Source organism: Syntrophotalea carbinolica DSM 2380 (genome assembly GCF_000012885.1).
GTDB classification, from domain to species: domain Bacteria; phylum Desulfobacterota; class Desulfuromonadia; order Desulfuromonadales; family Syntrophotaleaceae; genus Syntrophotalea; species Syntrophotalea carbinolica.
Genome location: NC_007498.2, coordinates 376,495 through 393,329, shown reverse-complemented (window position 1 = coordinate 393,329; position 16,835 = coordinate 376,495). Strand labels below are relative to the sequence as shown.

The window sequence follows — 16,835 nt, the reverse complement described above, 5'->3', positions numbered from 1 at the left end:
TTCCTTTTTTAAACAGATGAAGTAAGCCTGGAGGGAGAGAGGACAGGCTTTATGCCATACATAAAGCAAAACCCCTGCCAGTATATAAAAATACGCTATTTCGGCAACTTACAACTTTGAAGAGCGAACTTGCGCGATGAAAAAGAAGGCGTTGATTACTTTTTAAGCAAACGGAGGAGGAAGTTGGAAAGCAAAGTTAAGAAAGGTGACTCAAATCGAACAGCCCCCAGGGAGCCCGGCATGATCTGTCGCCGGAAACCCGGGGGCTATGGATGAAATGGATTCGATGGGGGCAAGCGAATATTACCCGACAAACAGGTAGCCGTCGCCGCGGATGGTTTTGAGCAACGTGGGATGGGCGGGACAGTCGCCAAGTTTTTTTCGTAACCGAGAGATGTACATATCGACGGAACGGTCGATACCGTTGTATTCCCGATTATAAAGAGCCAGATGAATATCGTTGCGGCTCACCACTATGCCGGCATGGCTGGCCAGATACCAGAGCAATTTGAACTCGACAGTGGTGACCGAAATGACCTTCTCATTTTTGGTCACCTCCCTGCGCGTTGCGTCAATGGTCAGATCGCCGACAGAGATCACCGCCGAGGGTTCCCTTTCCGCCTGCTGATAGCGGCGCAACAAAGCTTCGATACGCGCCGCCAGCACCGGCGAACTGACGGGTTGCTGCAGATAGTCATCGGCGCCGATTTCAAGGGCAAGGATATGACGTCTTTCGTTGGGATGGTTATCCAGCACCGCCAACGGCCCTTTATAATCCTCCCGCAATCGCATGATGCTGGTCATGGCATCCTGGGTTGATGCCGCCATATCCAAAAGGGCCAGATCCACCTTTTGGGGCGGATGCAGGACAGCGCTTTTGCGGATGGCAAACGGTTGCAGGTGATAACCACCCCCCATAAGATCCTGCAGGGAGGATAGATCCGGTTGAGCCTGATGGGCAAGTATCCAGATGTTCTTTTCATGGTTGGCCGAAATTTCCATAAGGCATGCCTTTAAACGCTGAAGGGTCATCAAGGTCGATCTGCATGAAGTTTCATGAGACGTAGGCTTACCATGTCAATAAGGAGAAACTGTGTAAAAAAAATGAAAATAACCCGTCGTATCCACGACAGAGATTTACATGGCCCATAAATACACCCGGCTGCCTGGCGCGCGAACCGGGTGGAATATCGGCCAAAATGTAAAATCCGGGGAATTCTCCAACAACCATGTGCTCAGCTGTTTTGTAACGGATGCGGCCTGTGTCTTATCTCGCCATCCGCCGACCGCCCTGGTGCGCCATGGGATTTTGCTGCTGGCGCACTTCGGGGGCTCGCCGAGATACCGATCTTTGCTGTTCGCGTTGCACCACAGGTTGTTTGCCCTGCACCTGGGCTGAACGGGACCGACTCTGATTGCGGATGTCGCCTCGGCCCGTGGCCGGTGCTTTGCGCCGCTCATATTTAACTGCCGATCGTGTCTGTTGCGGCCGCTGCGACTGAATACGGCTCTGCTTTCCCGAATCGCGGTGCTGGCGCAGTACCGGTGCCCTTTGCTGCTCGCGTTTCACGGCAGGCTGTCTCTGCTGGATACGACCCTGATTACCCGAATCGCGGTGCTGACGCAGTACCGGCGCCCTTTGCTGCTCGCGTTTCACGGCAGGCTGTCTCTGCTGGATACGGCCCTGATTGCCCGAATCGCGGTGCTGACGCAGTACCGGCGCCTTCTGCTGCTGGCGTTTCACGGCAGGCTGTCTCTGCTGGATACGCGGTTGCTGGATGCGACTTCGATCTCGCAAGATGCGTTGCTGACGGTGGTCCTGACGGTCGCGATACCTCGGAGTGATGGTGGTCCGTCGACGTTCTTCAGTGCGATAGCGATAGGCCGGCGAAGGCCCTCGCGTACGATGGTGAACGTAGGGGTGAGTGTACCAGCGATGGCGGGTAAAAATACGAGGGCCGACATAGATCCGGGATCGCACATGAACCGGATGACGACGATGGAAATGGTAGTTATCCAGGTAATACGAACCGTAATACAAAGATCCGCTGCGGAAAATAAACCCGAAACTCAGGAAAATATTGTAGGGATAATAGAATCGCGACGGGTAGTAATAATACGCATCGGGGTACACGTAATAATACCGCTGCGGCGGATAAACATAAACGTTGGTGGGAGCCTGCGTGGATGTCGATGCCTGCTCATCGGCCACAATCTGCCAGGATCCGTCCGGTTGACGGCAGGCGGTACCGTAGCCCTGCTCTTCCTGACCACCGATAATAATCGTGGTGACAAATTCGCGACACGGCTGGCCCAGCTCATTGGTGAAAGTCTTGACCGGCACCACCGAACCGGATCGCCCGGTATCCGGGTTCACCCAGTTGGCAACCTGACTGGTCGGGTTGTTTTCCAAAGCGTATTGCAGAGTATCGGACATGGCCAGCTGTTCGGGCTCGTCGAGGGTTTCGACGGTCTGCCCAAAAACCTGTCCCGTTCCGCACAGCGTTACCAGCACAACCGAAAATACCAGTGCTATCCGTCTCATGACCACTCTCCTAACAGGCCCGGCGATTATTGCCACACCGTGCAACCTGCGCTGTCCCTTGTTACCAACCCTTTATGATGACCGGCTTGCGGGCGGCTCTGCAGGGAGGATGAGATTCCTGCCGGATTTCTTTCAGTGGTATAGACGAAACAACGCCGAATCGGTTTACCGGTACCGAAAATAAACCGGCCAGACTGTCATAAGAACGGCATCAAGGCTGGCTTTTTCTGGCAAAAGACCGTACGGAGTGGCGGAAAAGATCTTCCGCGATTTTTCTCAGGGTCGGAGAGCATTCCGCCTGACGAAAATCCCGGCCGGCGGCAAATTCGCGCCAGAACTTCGGCAGGTGCTCCATGCGATGAGCCATGCCCCCTTCCATATCCGGATTGAGATAGTACATGCGTTGTATCCCGGAATTGATGATGCGGGTCAGGCACATGGGACAGGGTTCCGTGGAGGTAAACAGTATCAGATCACCGCACTGACGCGGATCGCCGCTCGAATTGGAACCGCCTTTCTTCTTCAATCGATCCTCGTAGCGGTTGAGCAGATCCATCTCCGCATGCATATCGCTGCGAAAATAGGGGCTGTATTGCCGATTGCGCCCCCTCTCGACCACCTTGCCGGTGCGGGCATCGACCAGGCAGGCACCGATGCCGCCGGAGCCGGCCTTTAGACTGACGATGGCCTGCTTGACAACGATCAACCCGAAACGGTCTTCCCGGTAACGAGGATCCGGAACATAGGCCGCGATACGCGCCTCAAGCTGCGCAATACTTTTTGACAGACCGGGCTCGGCCGCCCGGCTTGTTCCCACGGATAAAAAACAGAGCGCCAGACAGGCGCAGAGCAAAGGACGAATAAACGTTCGAGACATGGCGACTCCCTTGTTTCATGAGGAAAACACCCGGGAGTTTAGCAGGCATGGTCGAGGGATGGAAGAGGGTTATGTATTTATCTTCCTAACGGAAAAGCGAAAGGAGGGCCTCACGAAGGTTATCCATATACCGGAATCAAAGTGTTACCTATGATGAAGAACAAAACTGCAACACCGCGGGGTTGCGCCCCCGCCCGCCGCCCGCTTCCGCTCCGGCGGCGTCAAAAGGGGGGTAACAGCAAAGCTGTTATAAGACAATCCAGCAGCGCCGGTGTCTGCAACAGCCTCGTAGACCACTGGTGAACCGCCATCGTTTCGCAGATGCCGCATACGAAGCTGAAGCACCTCTTATTTCACAGCAACGGTGATCGCCAGCACCGTCATCTCGCGAAATCCAGTGATGGCGGCAGCCGACTTTACGTCCTTTCTTTGGTTACTTTCTTTAGACGAGTAAAGAAAGTAAGCCGGCTGCCGGCCGGGACCGGCGAACTTGAAGTGTAAAGAATTTGCTTTTGGTCCTTCAACTTCAACACCGTGGGGTCGCGCCCCCACCCGGCGCCTTACTCTCTTTTCACACCAAAAGATAGTAAGCAGAGAAAGGTGCCCCGCTCCTGGCCCGCCTGCGGCGGGTGCCCTCCACGGCGCGACCGTCGGGCGGGCGGACGAGATTCGCTGCGCTCAGTCGTCCGCCTGTTTCGCCCGCCGCCCGCTCCGTTCCGGCGGCGTCACAGGGGAGGGCGTAACAGCAAATCAAAAAACACCGACCCTACGGTTTGTAATACATCAACTTTCGCGCCCAGGGCGCAACCGCCTCTTCCAACTGTCGACATTCCTGAACCGACATGGGTTTTTCACTGCAGGCAGCAACATTCTGCTCCAACTGCCATGGATCGTCGCAACCGATGACCATGGTCGATACGCCCTGTGCCAGCGCATAACGCAGCCAGGGTACGGGATTCTGCAAACCGGGCAGTTGCAGACCGAAACCACGGCACAGCACTTTCATACCGACAATGCCAAGACCGCGGGACTCGGCTTCGGGCAATACCTTTTCGGGGAAACTGCCCCAGGCCGGTTCCGCCGGATTGACCGGCATCAGTACCGTATCGAAATCGTACAGATCCAAAGCCTGCAGCAGGATATCCGGATTTTCATGGCCGGTCACGCCGACAAACCGCACCTTGCCTTCGCGCTTGGCCCGGTCAAAAGCCTCGATGGCCCCACCCGGGCCGAAGATCCTCTCCAGATCACGGGAGGTGCGCACATCGTGCACCTGCCACAAATCGAGCCATTCGGTACGCATGTTTTCCAGGGTTTGCTGCAGCTGTGTCCAGGCCCCTTTGGCGGTTCGCTCATGGGCCTTGCTGGCCAGAAAAACCTCCTTACGCCGTTCGCCAAGTGCCCGCCCGTAATAGGATTCGCTACCGGAATAGGCCCTTGCCGACTCCATGTAGGTAATGCCCAGGTCAAGCGCCCGCGCGATCAGGTTCCGTGCCTCCGGTTCCCGGCCAAAGGTCCGCAATACCCCTTCGCCGCCAAGACCGATACAGGTCACTGTCTGGCCGGTTTTACCGAGGACACGTTTGGGAATCATGGCACCGCCTCCTTTATGCTGTTTTCAATCGCGTTCTGCGTTTTCGGTTCTTGCAAAGATCGACACGGTTGCGCAAAGACTGTCGATAAGGGCAACTCTATCCTTCGATAGCACCGCTGTTCTCCCGGTAAAACAACTATATACAAATTAAGGTATCAGGTTTTTCCGCTTTTCACAGGTTCCGCGATGCTTCTGAGTTGAATCAGGCCCGAGAATCATCGATCACCCGACACTGCCGTCTGACCATCCGTTTTACCCGATCCAATTCCGAAAATTCAGCAGAAGCTGATAAACTGAAAATCAGATCCGACAAAAAGGGAGGACCTGCGATGAAAGAAGCCATGCTCTACGACAAACTGCCGGACAACAAGGTGCGATGCCAGGTGTGCGCCCACCAATGCACCATTGGCGACGGCCACCTGGGTCTGTGCCAGGTGCGCGAAAACCGCGGCGGCACCCTCTATACCCTGGTCTACGGTCGCACCATCAGCCAGGCCGTCGATCCCATCGAAAAAAAACCGTTGTTCCACTTCTACCCCGGTTCTCTGTCGTTTTCCATCGCCACGCCCGGATGCAATTTCCGCTGTGCTTGGTGCCAGAACTGGGAAATTTCGCAGATGCCGCGCGAACAACATTTCATCGCCGGCCATCCTGCCACCCCGGAGCAGATCGTGACCGAGGCGCAGCGTTCCGGATGCCGTTCCATCGCCTACACCTACACCGAACCGAGTATCTTTTTCGAATACGCCCACGATACCGCCTGTCAGGCCCGTGATGCCGGGTTGGCCAACGTGTTCGTCACCAACGGCTACATGACCGCCGAGCTTCTCGACACCGCCCGTCCCTGGCTCTCCGCCGCCAACGTCGATTTGAAAGCCTTTCGCGACGCCACCTACCGCCAGCATATCGGTGCCCGCCTGCAGCCGGTACTGGACAGCCTGAAAAAAATGAAAACCCTCGGCATCTGGCTCGAGGTAACCACGCTTATCATTCCCGGTCTCAACGACGATCCGGCAGAGCTCAAGGAACTGGCGGAGTTCGTAAGCCGGGAACTGGGGGCCGATACCCCCTGGCACATCAGCCGGTTCTTTCCCCACTACAAAATGCGCGACCTGCCCCCCACTCCGCAGACGACCCTGCACCGGGCCGAGGAAATCGGCCGCGGCGCCGGGCTACGGCATATCTACCTGGGCAACGTGGCTGAGGAGACCGACACCACCTGCCCCGGCTGCGGCACAATATTGATCCGCCGTATGGGATTCAGTGTCGCTGAAAACATCATTCGTCACGATGGAACCTGTCCCGCATGTTCAGAGACCATAGCCGGGGTGGGTATGGCAGGAAATCACAGCCCCTGAAAAGGAGCATCATCATGCAAGCCATAGAGCAACTGAAAAAGGAACATGAGGGGATCATGCAGATGCTGCTGATCCTGGAAAATGTCGCCGGCCGGCTTGAAAGGCAGGAAACGGTCCCCCCCGAGGATCTGCAAGCCATGGCCGAATTTCTCTCGGTGTTTATCGACCGCTGTCACCACAGCAAAGAGGAAGAGTATCTGTTCCCGGCATTGGAAGAGGCCGGCCTGCCGCGCCAGGGCCATCCGGTGGAAACACTGCTCGACGAACATGCCACGGGACGCAAGCTGATCGCCACTTTGCAGGAAAGCCTTGCCCGCATCCGCAGCGGCGACGCCAGGGGCGCGCAGCTGTTCGCCGAAACCGTTTCGCAATACATGGATCTGCTGGAGTTGCACATCGAAAAAGAACGGACCGTGCTGTTTCCCCTGGCCGAGAAACATCTCGACCTGCGCCAGGATGCCGAGCTGCTGGAAGCCTTCGAAAACCTGGAGAAGGAACGCATCGGTCCCGGTCGACACGAGGCTTTTCACAAACTTCTGAAACGATTAAAAAAGACCTATCTGAAGTGACCCTGCCGCCGGACCGGGCTCCGCATACGCGTCACTCTTGTGGCTGCAATCGGTTCATGTATCCCTGCTGCAATTCCGTTATTTTTGTTTTATACTACGCAACGGCAAACGCACCCGGCGGTTGCATATGCATTGAGTAAGGACCGAAAACACGGGTGAGCCCTATACCCGCATAAATGTGCCAGGCATCATTCAGGAGGTAAGCGATGAATCCGGAGAGCAAATTGATCGGCCAGGAGATGGAAACCCTGCAAAAGATCGTCGACATGGTGACACAGTTCGTCGTCACCTACAGTTTCCAGATCCTCGGCGCCCTGATCATCCTGATTGTCGGATTGAAGCTGTCCGGCTGGTTATCGCGCCTGGTACTGCGGGTTTGCGAGAAACGCAACATCGACATCACCCTGTCGAAGTTCTTTGCCAGCAGCGTCAAGCTGATGATCATGGTGTTCGTGGTGATCGTCGCCATCGGCAAATTCGGCATCTCCATTGCCCCCTTCATCGCCGCCCTCGGCGCTCTGGCTTTCGGCACCAGTTTCGCCATCCAGGGGCCGCTGTCCAACTACGGCTCCGGACTGACCCTGATCCTGACCCGGCCGTTTGTGGTCGGCAACACCATACAGGTGCAGGGTGTCAGCGGAGTGGTCGACGAGATCCGCCTGGCCGCAACCATTCTCTCCACCGAGGACGGCGAGCAGATCACCATTCCCAACAAGCACATCGTCGGAGAAATCCTGACCAATTCCTTCGAAAACCGCATCATCGAAACCTCGGTGGGCATTTCCTACGACGACGACCCGGAACAGGCGATCGAGGTTCTGCAACAGGTTCTGAACCGGTTTGATGAGGTGCGCAAGGATCCCGCACCGCAGGTAGGTATCGAAGCCTTTGCCGACTCCTCCATCAACATCGGCTTGCGCTACTGGGTGCCGACCAAGCAATATTTCCAGACCCTTTACCAGGTGAATCTGGCGATACACAAGGCTCTGGCCGAAGCCGGCGTCCACATTCCTTTCCCGCAGCAGGATGTGCATCTGATTCAGGAAAAGACCCGGGATTGATAGCAAAGGCTGAGAATCGGGCAGATTTTGGTGCAATACGAGAGAAACGGCAGCGGTTTTTCAACACCGGATACTTGGGAACTCCGTAGCACGGAAGGAACGTAAACGGAGAGAATTTTCAGGAGACGCATGGACGCGTGGAATCAGGCATCCGCTGGCGCAAGAAGGGGTGTGCTTTGCAAACGGTTTCAGGCCTGGCTGCCGGTTGCACCAGGTTCCCGAACGAGCTGATAGTCGCCGCCTTCGCGGCGGTACAGTTCCCAATCCGGCACGTTGATTTCCGTAACCATCGCCAAAAGACGCTCAAGCACCTCCGGATAAAGTTCCACCGCCATGCCGCAGTCGGAGGAAATCTGCCTCGGCGTCGGAATCAGCTCCACGGAAATACTCCGGGACTTGGCCCCTTTTTCCACCTTCAGAATATGATGGATCGACGGCAGGATCAGTACGTAACAGCCCTCTTTTTTCATGCTTCCCCCTGCTCCGCAATGACGTGCAGCGCCCGCACGGCTTCCCGTACATCGTCCTGGCTGTTGAAATAATTCATGGAGAGTCGTACTGTCCCGTGGGGGTAGGTTCCGAGGGTCCGGTGGGCTACCGGGGCGCAGTGCAGGCTGGCCCTGCAGGCGATGCCGAAATCCCGATCCAAAGTCCGCGCGATGTCGCCGGGATCCCGCCCGTCGATGGTGACCGAAACCACAGCGGTCTGCCGTGCCGCATCCGCCAGACCGTGAACGCGGATCTTTTCGTGGCCGACAATGCCGTCGATCAGCTGTCGGGTAAGATCCATTTCATGCGCCCTGACCGTCGCGAGCCCCGTATCCTGCAGAAACCGCACCCCCGCATGCAATCCGCTGAGTCCCGGAACATTGGGCGTGCCCGCCTCCAGGGCATCGGGCATAAACCCGGGCTGCTCCAGATCCTCCGAGCGGCTGCCGGTCCCGCCCTGCATCAACGGTGCGAGCCGCAGCGACGGCGCGGCATACAAGCCGCCGGTTCCCATCGGCCCCAGCAATCCCTTGTGCCCCGAAAAAGCCAGCATGTCGATGCCGGATGCCGCGATATCGATGGGCAGAACCCCCGCGGTCTGCGCCGCATCGACCAGCAACGGTATATCGGGCAGCAACTGCTTGACCTCGCGGACAGGCAGGATGGTACCGCATACATTGGAAGCGTGGGTGAGCACCACCAGCCGGGTGTCGGCTTGCACGGCCCGTTTCACATCGTCCGGATCGAGCTCCCCCTTTGAACTGCAGGGCACAACCGTCAGAGAGATGCGCCCCTGCTGCTGCAGAGTATGTAACGGACGCATCACTGAATTGTGTTCCATGGAAGAGGTGACGACATGGCCGCCGTTGGTCATGTAGCCGTAAATGGCCGTATTGAGTGCCATACTGGCATTATAGGTAAAAATGATGCGGGATGAATCCTCGACATGGAACAATTCGGCCAGAGCTTCGCGCGTCGCAAAGACCTCCCGGGCCGCTGCCGCAGCCAGGGGATGGCCGCTGCGGCCGGGATTACCGCAGGCTGTCTTGCCGCATTCAAGGACCGCCTCCCAGACCGCATCCGGCTTGGGAAAGGTGGTCGCGGCATTATCGAGATAAATCATGGCTGCACCACCCGGTCAAAACTCCGCAGCGCCGTTATGATCTCGAACATATTGGTGGCATTGCCGACCCGCAGTTGCTCCTTGAGGCCGAAGAAATCGAGGCAGGTTCCGCAGGAGAAAATTTCCACCCCCTGTTCCTCGAAATACCGCAGCGTATCGAGAACCGCCGACCCTTCGGTTGCCAGTCGCACACCGCTATTGAGAAAAACTATCCGTTTTGGCAACGGAGGCATATCGACAAGTGATTTGATAAAACTCTGCATCAATATCTCGCCCAGTTTATCGTCTCCCCGGCCGAGCTTGTCCGACGGACAATAGACCAGAAAGGCCTCCTCATCGGACAAAGCTTCCGGGGCAGGCTCGCCGGCTTCGGCGTTTTCCGACCGCAGCAGAAGCTGGATATCCTCTCCCTCCCGGGTCACGGCGACCACTGTCCAATGGCGGCCGGCGGCAAGTCGTGACACATTCTCGCAGGCGATCTCGTCATTCAGCAGCACCTCGATTTCCGCATCCGGGAACGCCTCCATGGCCTTTTTGGTCTCTACCACAGGCCGTGGACAGGACAAGCCCCGGCAATCGATAACGCGTTTGGCCATGGTTCCTCCAATCGTCTTTGCATCCGGGCGGTCGAAAGCCCGCTGCAACGGTGACATGCTATTTTGGAATAGGGAATAAATGATTGGAAACAGTTCAAAACAGGGATTACAACCTACAAAACCTGTTTGTGGATGTCAAACAGATATTGCCTCGGCAAAGGGCCCTTCGGAGCATCGCGTTTATATCCGGCGATCTGCCCTCGGGCAGGTGACGGCACATAGCTTTCCATGAAAGTTCAAAGCCTTAAATCGCCTTTAACCTCCGCACCATTGGAAAAGGGGCGCCATATCGTGGCCGCCCCTTGTGTATCCATAGCCCGGCTCCCCGCTCAGCGGCGCCGACCGAGAACCCGCAGTAACAGCAGGAACAGATTGATAAAATCGAGATATAGACGCAGCGCGCCGAGAATGGCCATCTTATGCCGTTCTTCGCCGTTGGCAAAACCGCCCATGGCCAGCACTTTGAGTTTCTGGGTATCGTAGGCGGTCAGCCCGACGAAGATCAGAATGCCGCAGTAGGTGCTGACCCAATAGATCATCTCGCTTTGCATAAAGATATTGACCACCGACGCCAGCAGAAAACCGATCAGGCCCATGAACAAAAAGCTGCCCCAGGAGGTCAGATCGCGGCGGGTGACATGGCCGTAGATGCTCATAGCGCCGAAGGTTCCGGCCGTTACCAGAAAGGTGCTGGCGATGGAACTCTGGGTATAAAGGACAAAAATCGCCGCCAGCGTCACCCCGCTGAGGGCGGAGTACAGAAGGAAAAAGCCGGTCGCGGCGGCCGCGCTCAGACGCCGAATGGCCCCCGAGAGAGTTACCACCAGCAGCAGTTCGGCAATAAGCAGGCCGTAGAACACCAACCGGTTGCCGAAAACCAGCTGCATCATGGTCCGGCTGTAAACGGTCAGCAATGCAACGATGGCCGAAACGGCAAGCCCGGCCGCCATCCAGTTATAAACCTTGGGGAAAAACGCCTCCGCCTGCGAAATGACAGCAGACTCTGCGTGGCGAACAGCCTGATCTTCCATCATGACATTCTCCTTGGCGTCGAATTTGACGCAGTTAATTTTTTCCGAATAGTAGCAAATCCGGCGAGTTCCCACAACTGCAGAGTTTTACAAAAGGCAGGTTCAACCCGGTCATACCCATATCGCCCAGCCGCACAGAATCGCGAGACTGACAGACACCACCGTCCATTCGGTCCTCCCCAGCAGGCGCATCTTCGGATAACGCGGGACGGTGTAGCCGAGAAAAAAGCACGCAATCACCGGCAACGCCGGCAGAAACATGTCAAAACCATGCGCCGCAAGCAGGGCAAAGGCTAGGCCGCCCGCCGCCGCCGGAAACCAGCGGGCCAGGCATGGCCACCCCGGCATGTCCCCAAGCCCGCGCCCCAGCAGGTTATCGTTCAACCGGAACTTATGCGCCGCAGCAACCAGAAAAGCCAGAACCACAACATCCGTTACGCCGAAAACCGGCAACATGTGATCGACACCGGGCACGGCGATCTTGACCAGCAGAAAATCGGACCAGGGGACAGCCCCGAGGCGCCCATGCCGATAAAAAGCCTCTATCCCTTCGATCATCTGTTTGCTTGGACCGTTGACAACACTTATCAGGTCCGCAATCGACATGACAATGCAGACCGGGATAAGCTCCGAAGGCCTGTTAAGACCGCTGACCAGAAAATTTCCCAGCAGCAAGGCCATCACCACCAGATTGGCCGAAGCCAGGGCACAAAACAGATTTTGATGGATGTGCGTATGGCAGAGAACCGATACAAGGACGGCCTCCAGCGTAAGGGTCCCCAAAACCATGATGCGTCGCAGACCCTGGAAACGAGCGAACAAGGGTTCCTGGTACACGGTGAAAACGGCGCAGGCCATCGACAACATCACGATGAAAATCAGGGCTACCAGAGGGACGAGCAAAGGCGCGAAAGTCGATAGGTCGAAGGATAGCGGCGCGGTTGCCAAAAGGCCCAGCGACACGAAGGAGAAAAGTATAAAAACGATCCCCGCCGGCAGAAATGCACGGAAAGGGATCAGGCGGAAAGAAGCTGGAAACATCGTATCATCCTGACGGTGAGTATCTCATCGCGCAGGATAGCAGATCTATGCCTCGATGCCCACCATTGCTTACCGATATGCGGGGAATATCGTTCGGGAAGCCAAAGGGCATCCTAGCCGCCTGGCTCCCACACCGCTGGGTGCGCCAAAGGTGGCGGCATCTTCATTTCGAAACCCGCCTCCAGATACACTTCCCGTCCCGATAAATCTCCCGCACCCGATGAAACGGCACGCTGTGGATCTGGCCGCTGCTGTCGTAGAGTTCGAAGGCGAAACGATCATCCTTTCGAAAATGAAGCGCCGAAAAGGGCACCAGAATAATCCGGTCTTCGATGCGATCGTAATACCCGATCTCGAAATCCGCATCGGCGAAAGCCTTGTCCCATTGAATGCGGTGGAGCAGATCCTGAACCGGTTGCATCCCTGCGTCTCCTTTCAGATCATGCGGTCACAACCCATTTTACCATCAGGAACCAGTCGAACACGAAACCGGGATAATGCCTGCACCAACGGCGGCCGTTACCCTTCAAATCGCACCCGGAAACAGGTGCCGCTGCGACTCTCCACCTCGAGGGTACCGTTGAGCTGATTGACCAGTGCCGTCACCAGCTGCAGGCCGAGGGTTTTGGGAGAGCAATAATCGAAATCGGCGGGCACCCCCACGCCGTTGTCGGCCACCGTCAGTTCAAACTGCCCGGCATGGCTGTGCAACGAAATCGCCACCTGCCCGCTGCGGCCATCGGCAAAAGCGTGCTTGTAGGCATTGGACAGCAACTCGGTGATCAGCAGGCCGCAGGGAACCACCTTTTCGATATCGAGGGGGATATCCTCGACCGTCAGCCGGCAATCGATCTGCTGGCCGGGAGAGAAAAGGATCTGTTGCTGTTGCTGCACCAGGTTCTCCAGATAGGTCTTGATGCTGATGTCCGCCAGGTTCTTGGACTGGTAAAGCTGCTCATGGGCTATGGCCATGGAACAGATGCGACTCTGGCTTTCCAGAAAGCAGTTCTGCAGCTCCGCATCACTGAACTTCTGTGACTGCAGATACAGCAGGCTCGACACCACCTGCAGGTTGTTCTTGACCCGGTGATGGATCTCCCGCAACAACACGTCCTTCTCCTTCAGGGACGCCCGGATCAGCTGTTCGGTCCGTTTGCGCTCGGTTATATCGAGAAACGACGCCACCCCGGTAGGACGGCCCTGGTATTCGATCAACCCGGCTGAAATCAGCACATACCCCTCACCACCAGCCTTGGTCAGGTATTTGATTTCATACTGACCGGATACACTTTGTCCCGCCAGCCGGGCAAGCCCCCGCTCCCGAATCAGGTCCCGGGAATCTTCGTGGCCTATATCCCAGATGTTCATGTTGCACAACGTGTCGGCGTCGTAACCGAATAGCCGCTCCATGGCGGGATTGGCATAGATGTGCCGATCCTCCTGATAGAGGCAGATCGCCACCGGCGAGGTCTCCGCCAGCACGCGAAACTTCTCCTCGCTCTCCCGCAGCGCCTCTTGCGCAGCCAATTGATCGGTGATGTTCTCCTGAAAACTTTCGAATTCACCGATCAGACCGCCCTCATCGGCGATCCGCCGGGAATGGACCCGGCAGGTTACGATACTGCCATCCTTACAGCGTAACCGGTTGTTGAAGACATACCAGGCATCCTGCGTGAGGACTTTATCCACCAGGGCATCCCGCTCCTCAGGTTTGGGGAAAAGCACCTCCTGAATGCTGGAACGGTTGACGGTCTCCATCAACTCCTGCACCGAATCGTATTTCAGAATGGAGGCGAGCGCCGGATTGACACTGAGCAGTTTGCCCTCCCGGGTGGAACGGGTGATGCCGAAGGGGGCATGCTCGACTATCGATTTATACTCGCTCTCGGACTTGCGGCGCGCTTCTTCGGCCTGTTTGTAATCGGTGATGAAACGGGCCTGCTGCACATTCTGGTAAGCGATGGAGGAAAGTTGCCCGGCCAGCGTATTCAACGCCTGGGCGACCTGGCCGAAGCGCTCACGGGGCATGACCGGAATTTCACGGAAGGCCTCCAACACGGCCTCTTCATCGACACCTGTTTTTCGAACGCAGGCACGTACCTGTTCTTCGGTCACATTCGCGTCTCGCACCTGGCCGATAAGCCAACTGGCAATATGACGCCCCCCGACCAGGATGGCGGCGCCAGCCCCCCAAAGCCCTCCGCTCAAGCATTTCCGCACAGTCGAACCCAAGGCTGAAGGTCTGCCCAGTACTGCGTCGGATTTTATACAATTGACGGCCCCTTTTTCCGTCGCCCGGATCATTGTGCAGAAGCGGCAGAAGTTACTGGGCTCGGTGAGGGGCGTACCGTCCGGAAGGGTGATAAGAGACGCCACGCCGGTGGCCTGGGCGAAATCATCCTGCAGACGCTGGATGTCTGACAGATTGAATAACTCCTCGAAGGTGACGCCGGCAGCATCCTCCAACGGGCGGGTCAAAGCGACCAGGCGGTTTTCCAAGGCTTCCTCGGCCTTCTTGCTCTCGGCAATCGTCCAGGCGAGATCGGCCAAAAGAGAAACCGCTTCCACGTCCTGCGGCGTGTAGGTCTGCGACTTGTTACCCACCGCAACGACGGCCATAATGTTCTCGCCGCGGAAGACCGGCACGACCAGTTCCCGCATCAGTGGAGAGTGCCCTGGCGGCAGCCCCTTACGGTGGAGAAGAGCGGCATAGTCGTTGTGAATAACCGGCCGACGCTGGTGAATACAGTCGGCCCATACCCCGGCCTGCGATACCGGATAGTGCAGCCCTTTGCCTTGCGCCGTACAGAAATCCCGCTTGGTCCTGGTGGACCAGTTCTGCATGGAGAGGGTTTTCTGATCGGCATCGAGAAACACAAAAAAACCGATCTGGCTGTCGGTCAGATCTTCCGCCTCGTCCAGGGTGGCTTCCAGCAGTTCGTCCAGGGTGTGCGTAGCAGCGAACTGAATCAGGCGCATGCGCGCCGCCATGACGAGTTCGGTCCGTTTGCGGTCGGTGATGTCCAGAACGATGCCCTGATAGTGGGTCACCCTCCCTTGCCCATCCCGTTCGGCAACGGTACGGTCATCGACCCAGCGGACATCCCCCCCCCTGGTGACGATCCGATATTCCTGCTGAAAGCGGTCTTCACCCTGGAGGGTATATTCCGTTCCCTCGGCAGCCACCCGGTCGAGATCCTCCGGATGAACCAGGTCCGCGAAAGAAACAGCCCCGGACAAAAGTTCGTTGGGGGCATATCCGAAACAGGCAACGTTCCTCGTGACCATTTCCAACGGCCATCCCGGCTGTGCTTTGCGGCGGTACAAAACCGCCGGACTGCTCTCCAGCACAAGATTGGCTTGCCGCAATTGCTGTTCCGCCTGCCGGCGTTCGCTGAGATCCGTGACAAAGACACAACTGTATTCCCTGCCGTCATAATTAACGTAATTTCCGCGAACCTCCACCGGGTAGATACGTCCATCTTTGGCCCGGTGCAGGCTTTCGAAACGCATCGAGCCTTGTTCTTTCAATCGCAGCCAATAATCGACAGCGTTTTCCCGGGTAACATTCGGATCGACTTCCCATATCGGCATGCCTTCGAGTTCTTCCCGGCTGTAACCCAAAGCGGTACAGGCTGCTTCGTTGACGTAGAGAAACCGCCCCTCGGGATCCATCCAAAAGGCCTGATCATCGGTTTTTTCCACGGTGAATTGCGTGAGATGCAGCACGCGCTCGGTTCGCTTGCGCTCAGTGATATCCTCGATCACACACAAGACGAGCTCCGCTCCCTGCCAGAAGATCGGCTTATGGCTGATGGCCACATCCAGCACCCGTCCGTCCTTGCACCGAAGGCGGGTCTCGAAATGTTCCCCCGGCCAGTTCCGCGTCGCAGACATCTCTTCGATTTCTTCCCGCGACCAGACGGCATCCCAGTCCCAGACCTTATGCCGATGAACTTCTTCCAGACTGTATCCAAGCATGTCGGCAAAAGCCTTATTGGCGTACTTCACCCCCACGGTTTCGACATCCACGACGATGATGCCATCGATGAAATGAGCCAGAAACGCCAGCGGCAGGTTTTCCTCGGCCGTTTCGGTCCTGGCGGCTGCCTCCGGGCCGGCACCGCTTCGCAGCGAAACCGTGTACCCGTGATCCTTCAGCAGCTGCTGCAAAGCCTTTGGATCCTGATCTTCTCCTTCAAGGATCAGATACATTTTTTGCCACCGCCTTTCCTGCATATCCGTGCACCCAGCCCCGGATTCATCCCCCGGGATTCGCCGTCAAACAACAAAAAGCCACCCGCGCCTCAAAGCGCCGGGTGGCTTCATTTTTATCAAAACAGCGTTCTGCAAATTCATCGCTAGCCTTGCATTGGATCAAGTCGATACAAAATACATGCTAATAAGGAAACTTCACCCTACTGCATAACCTTGTTTTGGTCAAGACTCGCCTCCCGGCAAGGTCAAAGCAAAACGGTTGTCGAAACAAAGCCCCCACGGCCCCACTTCAGCGGATAAGAGAAGCGGTCCAGCCATCGTGCGACTCTAACG

Annotated in this window: 14 protein-coding genes; 3 read left to right on the top strand and 11 right to left on the bottom strand. The window is 56.8% G+C overall.

All coding sequences use genetic code 11. From position 1 onward, the window contains the following. Nucleotides 1-303: 303 nt before the first annotated feature. From PCAR_RS02210 to PCAR_RS02190, 4 genes are all read right to left on the bottom strand, one after another. Nucleotides 304-1,002, bottom strand: coding sequence for a response regulator transcription factor (locus tag PCAR_RS02210; protein WP_052643300.1), 699 nt, complete (start codon nucleotides 1,000-1,002; stop codon nucleotides 304-306). 265 nt (nucleotides 1,003-1,267) lie between these two features. Further along, entirely contained in the window at nucleotides 1,268-2,545 is a 1,278-nt protein-coding gene (locus PCAR_RS17595; RefSeq protein ID WP_011339984.1) for an RT0821/Lpp0805 family surface protein, read from the bottom strand. A 211-nt stretch (nucleotides 2,546-2,756) separates the two neighbouring features. After that, entirely contained in the window at nucleotides 2,757-3,422 is a 666-nt protein-coding gene (locus PCAR_RS02200) for a nucleoside deaminase (RefSeq protein ID WP_011339983.1), read from the bottom strand. Between the two features lie 766 nt (nucleotides 3,423-4,188). Then, complete coding sequence (locus tag PCAR_RS02190) at nucleotides 4,189-5,016, bottom strand: aldo/keto reductase (protein WP_011339982.1); 828 nt, start codon at nucleotides 5,014-5,016, stop codon at nucleotides 4,189-4,191. A 329-nt stretch (nucleotides 5,017-5,345) separates the two neighbouring features. On the opposite strand from PCAR_RS02190, the gene amrS reads away from it, so the two are divergent. The 3 genes from amrS to PCAR_RS02175 all read left to right on the top strand — a co-directional run bounded on the left by amrS (nucleotide 5,346) and on the right by PCAR_RS02175 (nucleotide 8,004). Beyond that, entirely contained in the window at nucleotides 5,346-6,374 is a 1,029-nt protein-coding gene (amrS, locus tag PCAR_RS02185; protein ID WP_011339981.1) for an AmmeMemoRadiSam system radical SAM enzyme, read from the top strand. A 14-nt stretch (nucleotides 6,375-6,388) separates the two neighbouring features. After that, nucleotides 6,389-6,943: a hemerythrin domain-containing protein gene (locus PCAR_RS02180; RefSeq protein WP_011339980.1), complete on the top strand. Its 555-nt coding sequence runs from the start codon at nucleotides 6,389-6,391 to the stop codon at nucleotides 6,941-6,943. A gap of 206 nt (nucleotides 6,944-7,149) precedes the next feature. Beyond that, nucleotides 7,150-8,004 carry a mechanosensitive ion channel family protein gene (locus tag PCAR_RS02175; protein ID WP_011339979.1) on the top strand — a complete coding sequence of 285 codons (855 nt, stop codon included), beginning with the start codon at nucleotides 7,150-7,152 and terminating at the stop codon, nucleotides 8,002-8,004. A 188-nt stretch (nucleotides 8,005-8,192) separates the two neighbouring features. On the opposite strand, the gene PCAR_RS02170 is transcribed toward PCAR_RS02175, so the two are convergent. From PCAR_RS02170 to PCAR_RS17590, 7 genes are all read right to left on the bottom strand, one after another. Then, nucleotides 8,193-8,474 carry a DUF3343 domain-containing protein gene (locus PCAR_RS02170; protein ID WP_011339978.1) on the bottom strand — a complete coding sequence of 94 codons (282 nt, stop codon included), beginning with the start codon at nucleotides 8,472-8,474 and terminating at the stop codon, nucleotides 8,193-8,195. Then, nucleotides 8,471-9,616, bottom strand: coding sequence for an aminotransferase class V-fold PLP-dependent enzyme (locus tag PCAR_RS02165; RefSeq protein WP_011339977.1), 1,146 nt, complete (start codon nucleotides 9,614-9,616; stop codon nucleotides 8,471-8,473). The genes PCAR_RS02170 and PCAR_RS02165 overlap by 4 nt, the downstream gene beginning before the upstream one ends. Next, the gene (gene yedF / locus PCAR_RS02160) at nucleotides 9,613-10,212 is read right to left on the bottom strand and encodes a sulfurtransferase-like selenium metabolism protein YedF (RefSeq protein WP_011339976.1); all 600 of its coding nucleotides are present in this window, start codon (nucleotides 10,210-10,212) and stop codon (nucleotides 9,613-9,615) included. Before yedF ends, PCAR_RS02165 begins: the two co-directional genes overlap by 4 nt. 329 nt (nucleotides 10,213-10,541) lie before the next feature. After that, entirely contained in the window at nucleotides 10,542-11,246 is a 705-nt protein-coding gene (locus tag PCAR_RS02155) for a Bax inhibitor-1/YccA family protein (RefSeq protein WP_011339975.1), read from the bottom strand. A 108-nt stretch (nucleotides 11,247-11,354) separates the two neighbouring features. Then, nucleotides 11,355-12,284 (bottom strand): hypothetical protein, encoded by a 930-nt coding sequence (locus PCAR_RS02150; protein ID WP_011339974.1) that lies wholly within the window; start codon nucleotides 12,282-12,284, stop codon nucleotides 11,355-11,357. 163 nt (nucleotides 12,285-12,447) lie between these two features. Next, nucleotides 12,448-12,705: a DUF504 domain-containing protein gene (locus PCAR_RS02145; RefSeq protein WP_011339973.1), complete on the bottom strand. Its 258-nt coding sequence runs from the start codon at nucleotides 12,703-12,705 to the stop codon at nucleotides 12,448-12,450. 98 nt (nucleotides 12,706-12,803) lie between these two features. Next, a complete protein-coding gene (locus PCAR_RS17590; RefSeq protein WP_052643298.1) occupies nucleotides 12,804-16,499 on the bottom strand; it encodes a PAS domain S-box protein in 3,696 nt (1,231 codons plus the stop codon). Between the last annotated feature and the right edge of the window lie 336 nt (nucleotides 16,500-16,835).

Excerpts from the sequence above, each read along its gene's own strand:
- PCAR_RS02210 (WP_052643300.1), bottom strand. The coding sequence starts at position 1,002 with ATGGAAATTTCGGCCAACCATGAAAAGAACATCTGGATACTTGCCCAT.
- amrS (WP_011339981.1), top strand. The coding sequence starts at position 5,346 with ATGAAAGAAGCCATGCTCTACGACAAACTGCCGGACAACAAGGTGCGA.
- PCAR_RS02150 (WP_011339974.1), bottom strand. The coding sequence starts at position 12,284 with ATGTTTCCAGCTTCTTTCCGCCTGATCCCTTTCCGTGCATTTCTGCCG.
- PCAR_RS02165 (WP_011339977.1), bottom strand. The coding sequence starts at position 9,616 with ATGATTTATCTCGATAATGCCGCGACCACCTTTCCCAAGCCGGATGCG.
- PCAR_RS17590 (WP_052643298.1), bottom strand. The coding sequence starts at position 16,499 with ATGTATCTGATCCTTGAAGGAGAAGATCAGGATCCAAAGGCTTTGCAG.
- yedF (WP_011339976.1), bottom strand. The coding sequence starts at position 10,212 with ATGGCCAAACGCGTTATCGATTGCCGGGGCTTGTCCTGTCCACGGCCT.
- PCAR_RS02190 (WP_011339982.1), bottom strand. The coding sequence starts at position 5,016 with ATGATTCCCAAACGTGTCCTCGGTAAAACCGGCCAGACAGTGACCTGT.
- PCAR_RS02175 (WP_011339979.1), top strand. The coding sequence starts at position 7,150 with ATGAATCCGGAGAGCAAATTGATCGGCCAGGAGATGGAAACCCTGCAA.
- PCAR_RS02145 (WP_011339973.1), bottom strand. The coding sequence starts at position 12,705 with ATGCAACCGGTTCAGGATCTGCTCCACCGCATTCAATGGGACAAGGCT.
- PCAR_RS02155 (WP_011339975.1), bottom strand. The coding sequence starts at position 11,246 with ATGATGGAAGATCAGGCTGTTCGCCACGCAGAGTCTGCTGTCATTTCG.
- PCAR_RS02170 (WP_011339978.1), bottom strand. The coding sequence starts at position 8,474 with ATGAAAAAAGAGGGCTGTTACGTACTGATCCTGCCGTCGATCCATCAT.
- PCAR_RS17595 (WP_011339984.1), bottom strand. The coding sequence starts at position 2,545 with ATGAGACGGATAGCACTGGTATTTTCGGTTGTGCTGGTAACGCTGTGC.
- PCAR_RS02180 (WP_011339980.1), top strand. The coding sequence starts at position 6,389 with ATGCAAGCCATAGAGCAACTGAAAAAGGAACATGAGGGGATCATGCAG.
- PCAR_RS02200 (WP_011339983.1), bottom strand. The coding sequence starts at position 3,422 with ATGTCTCGAACGTTTATTCGTCCTTTGCTCTGCGCCTGTCTGGCGCTC.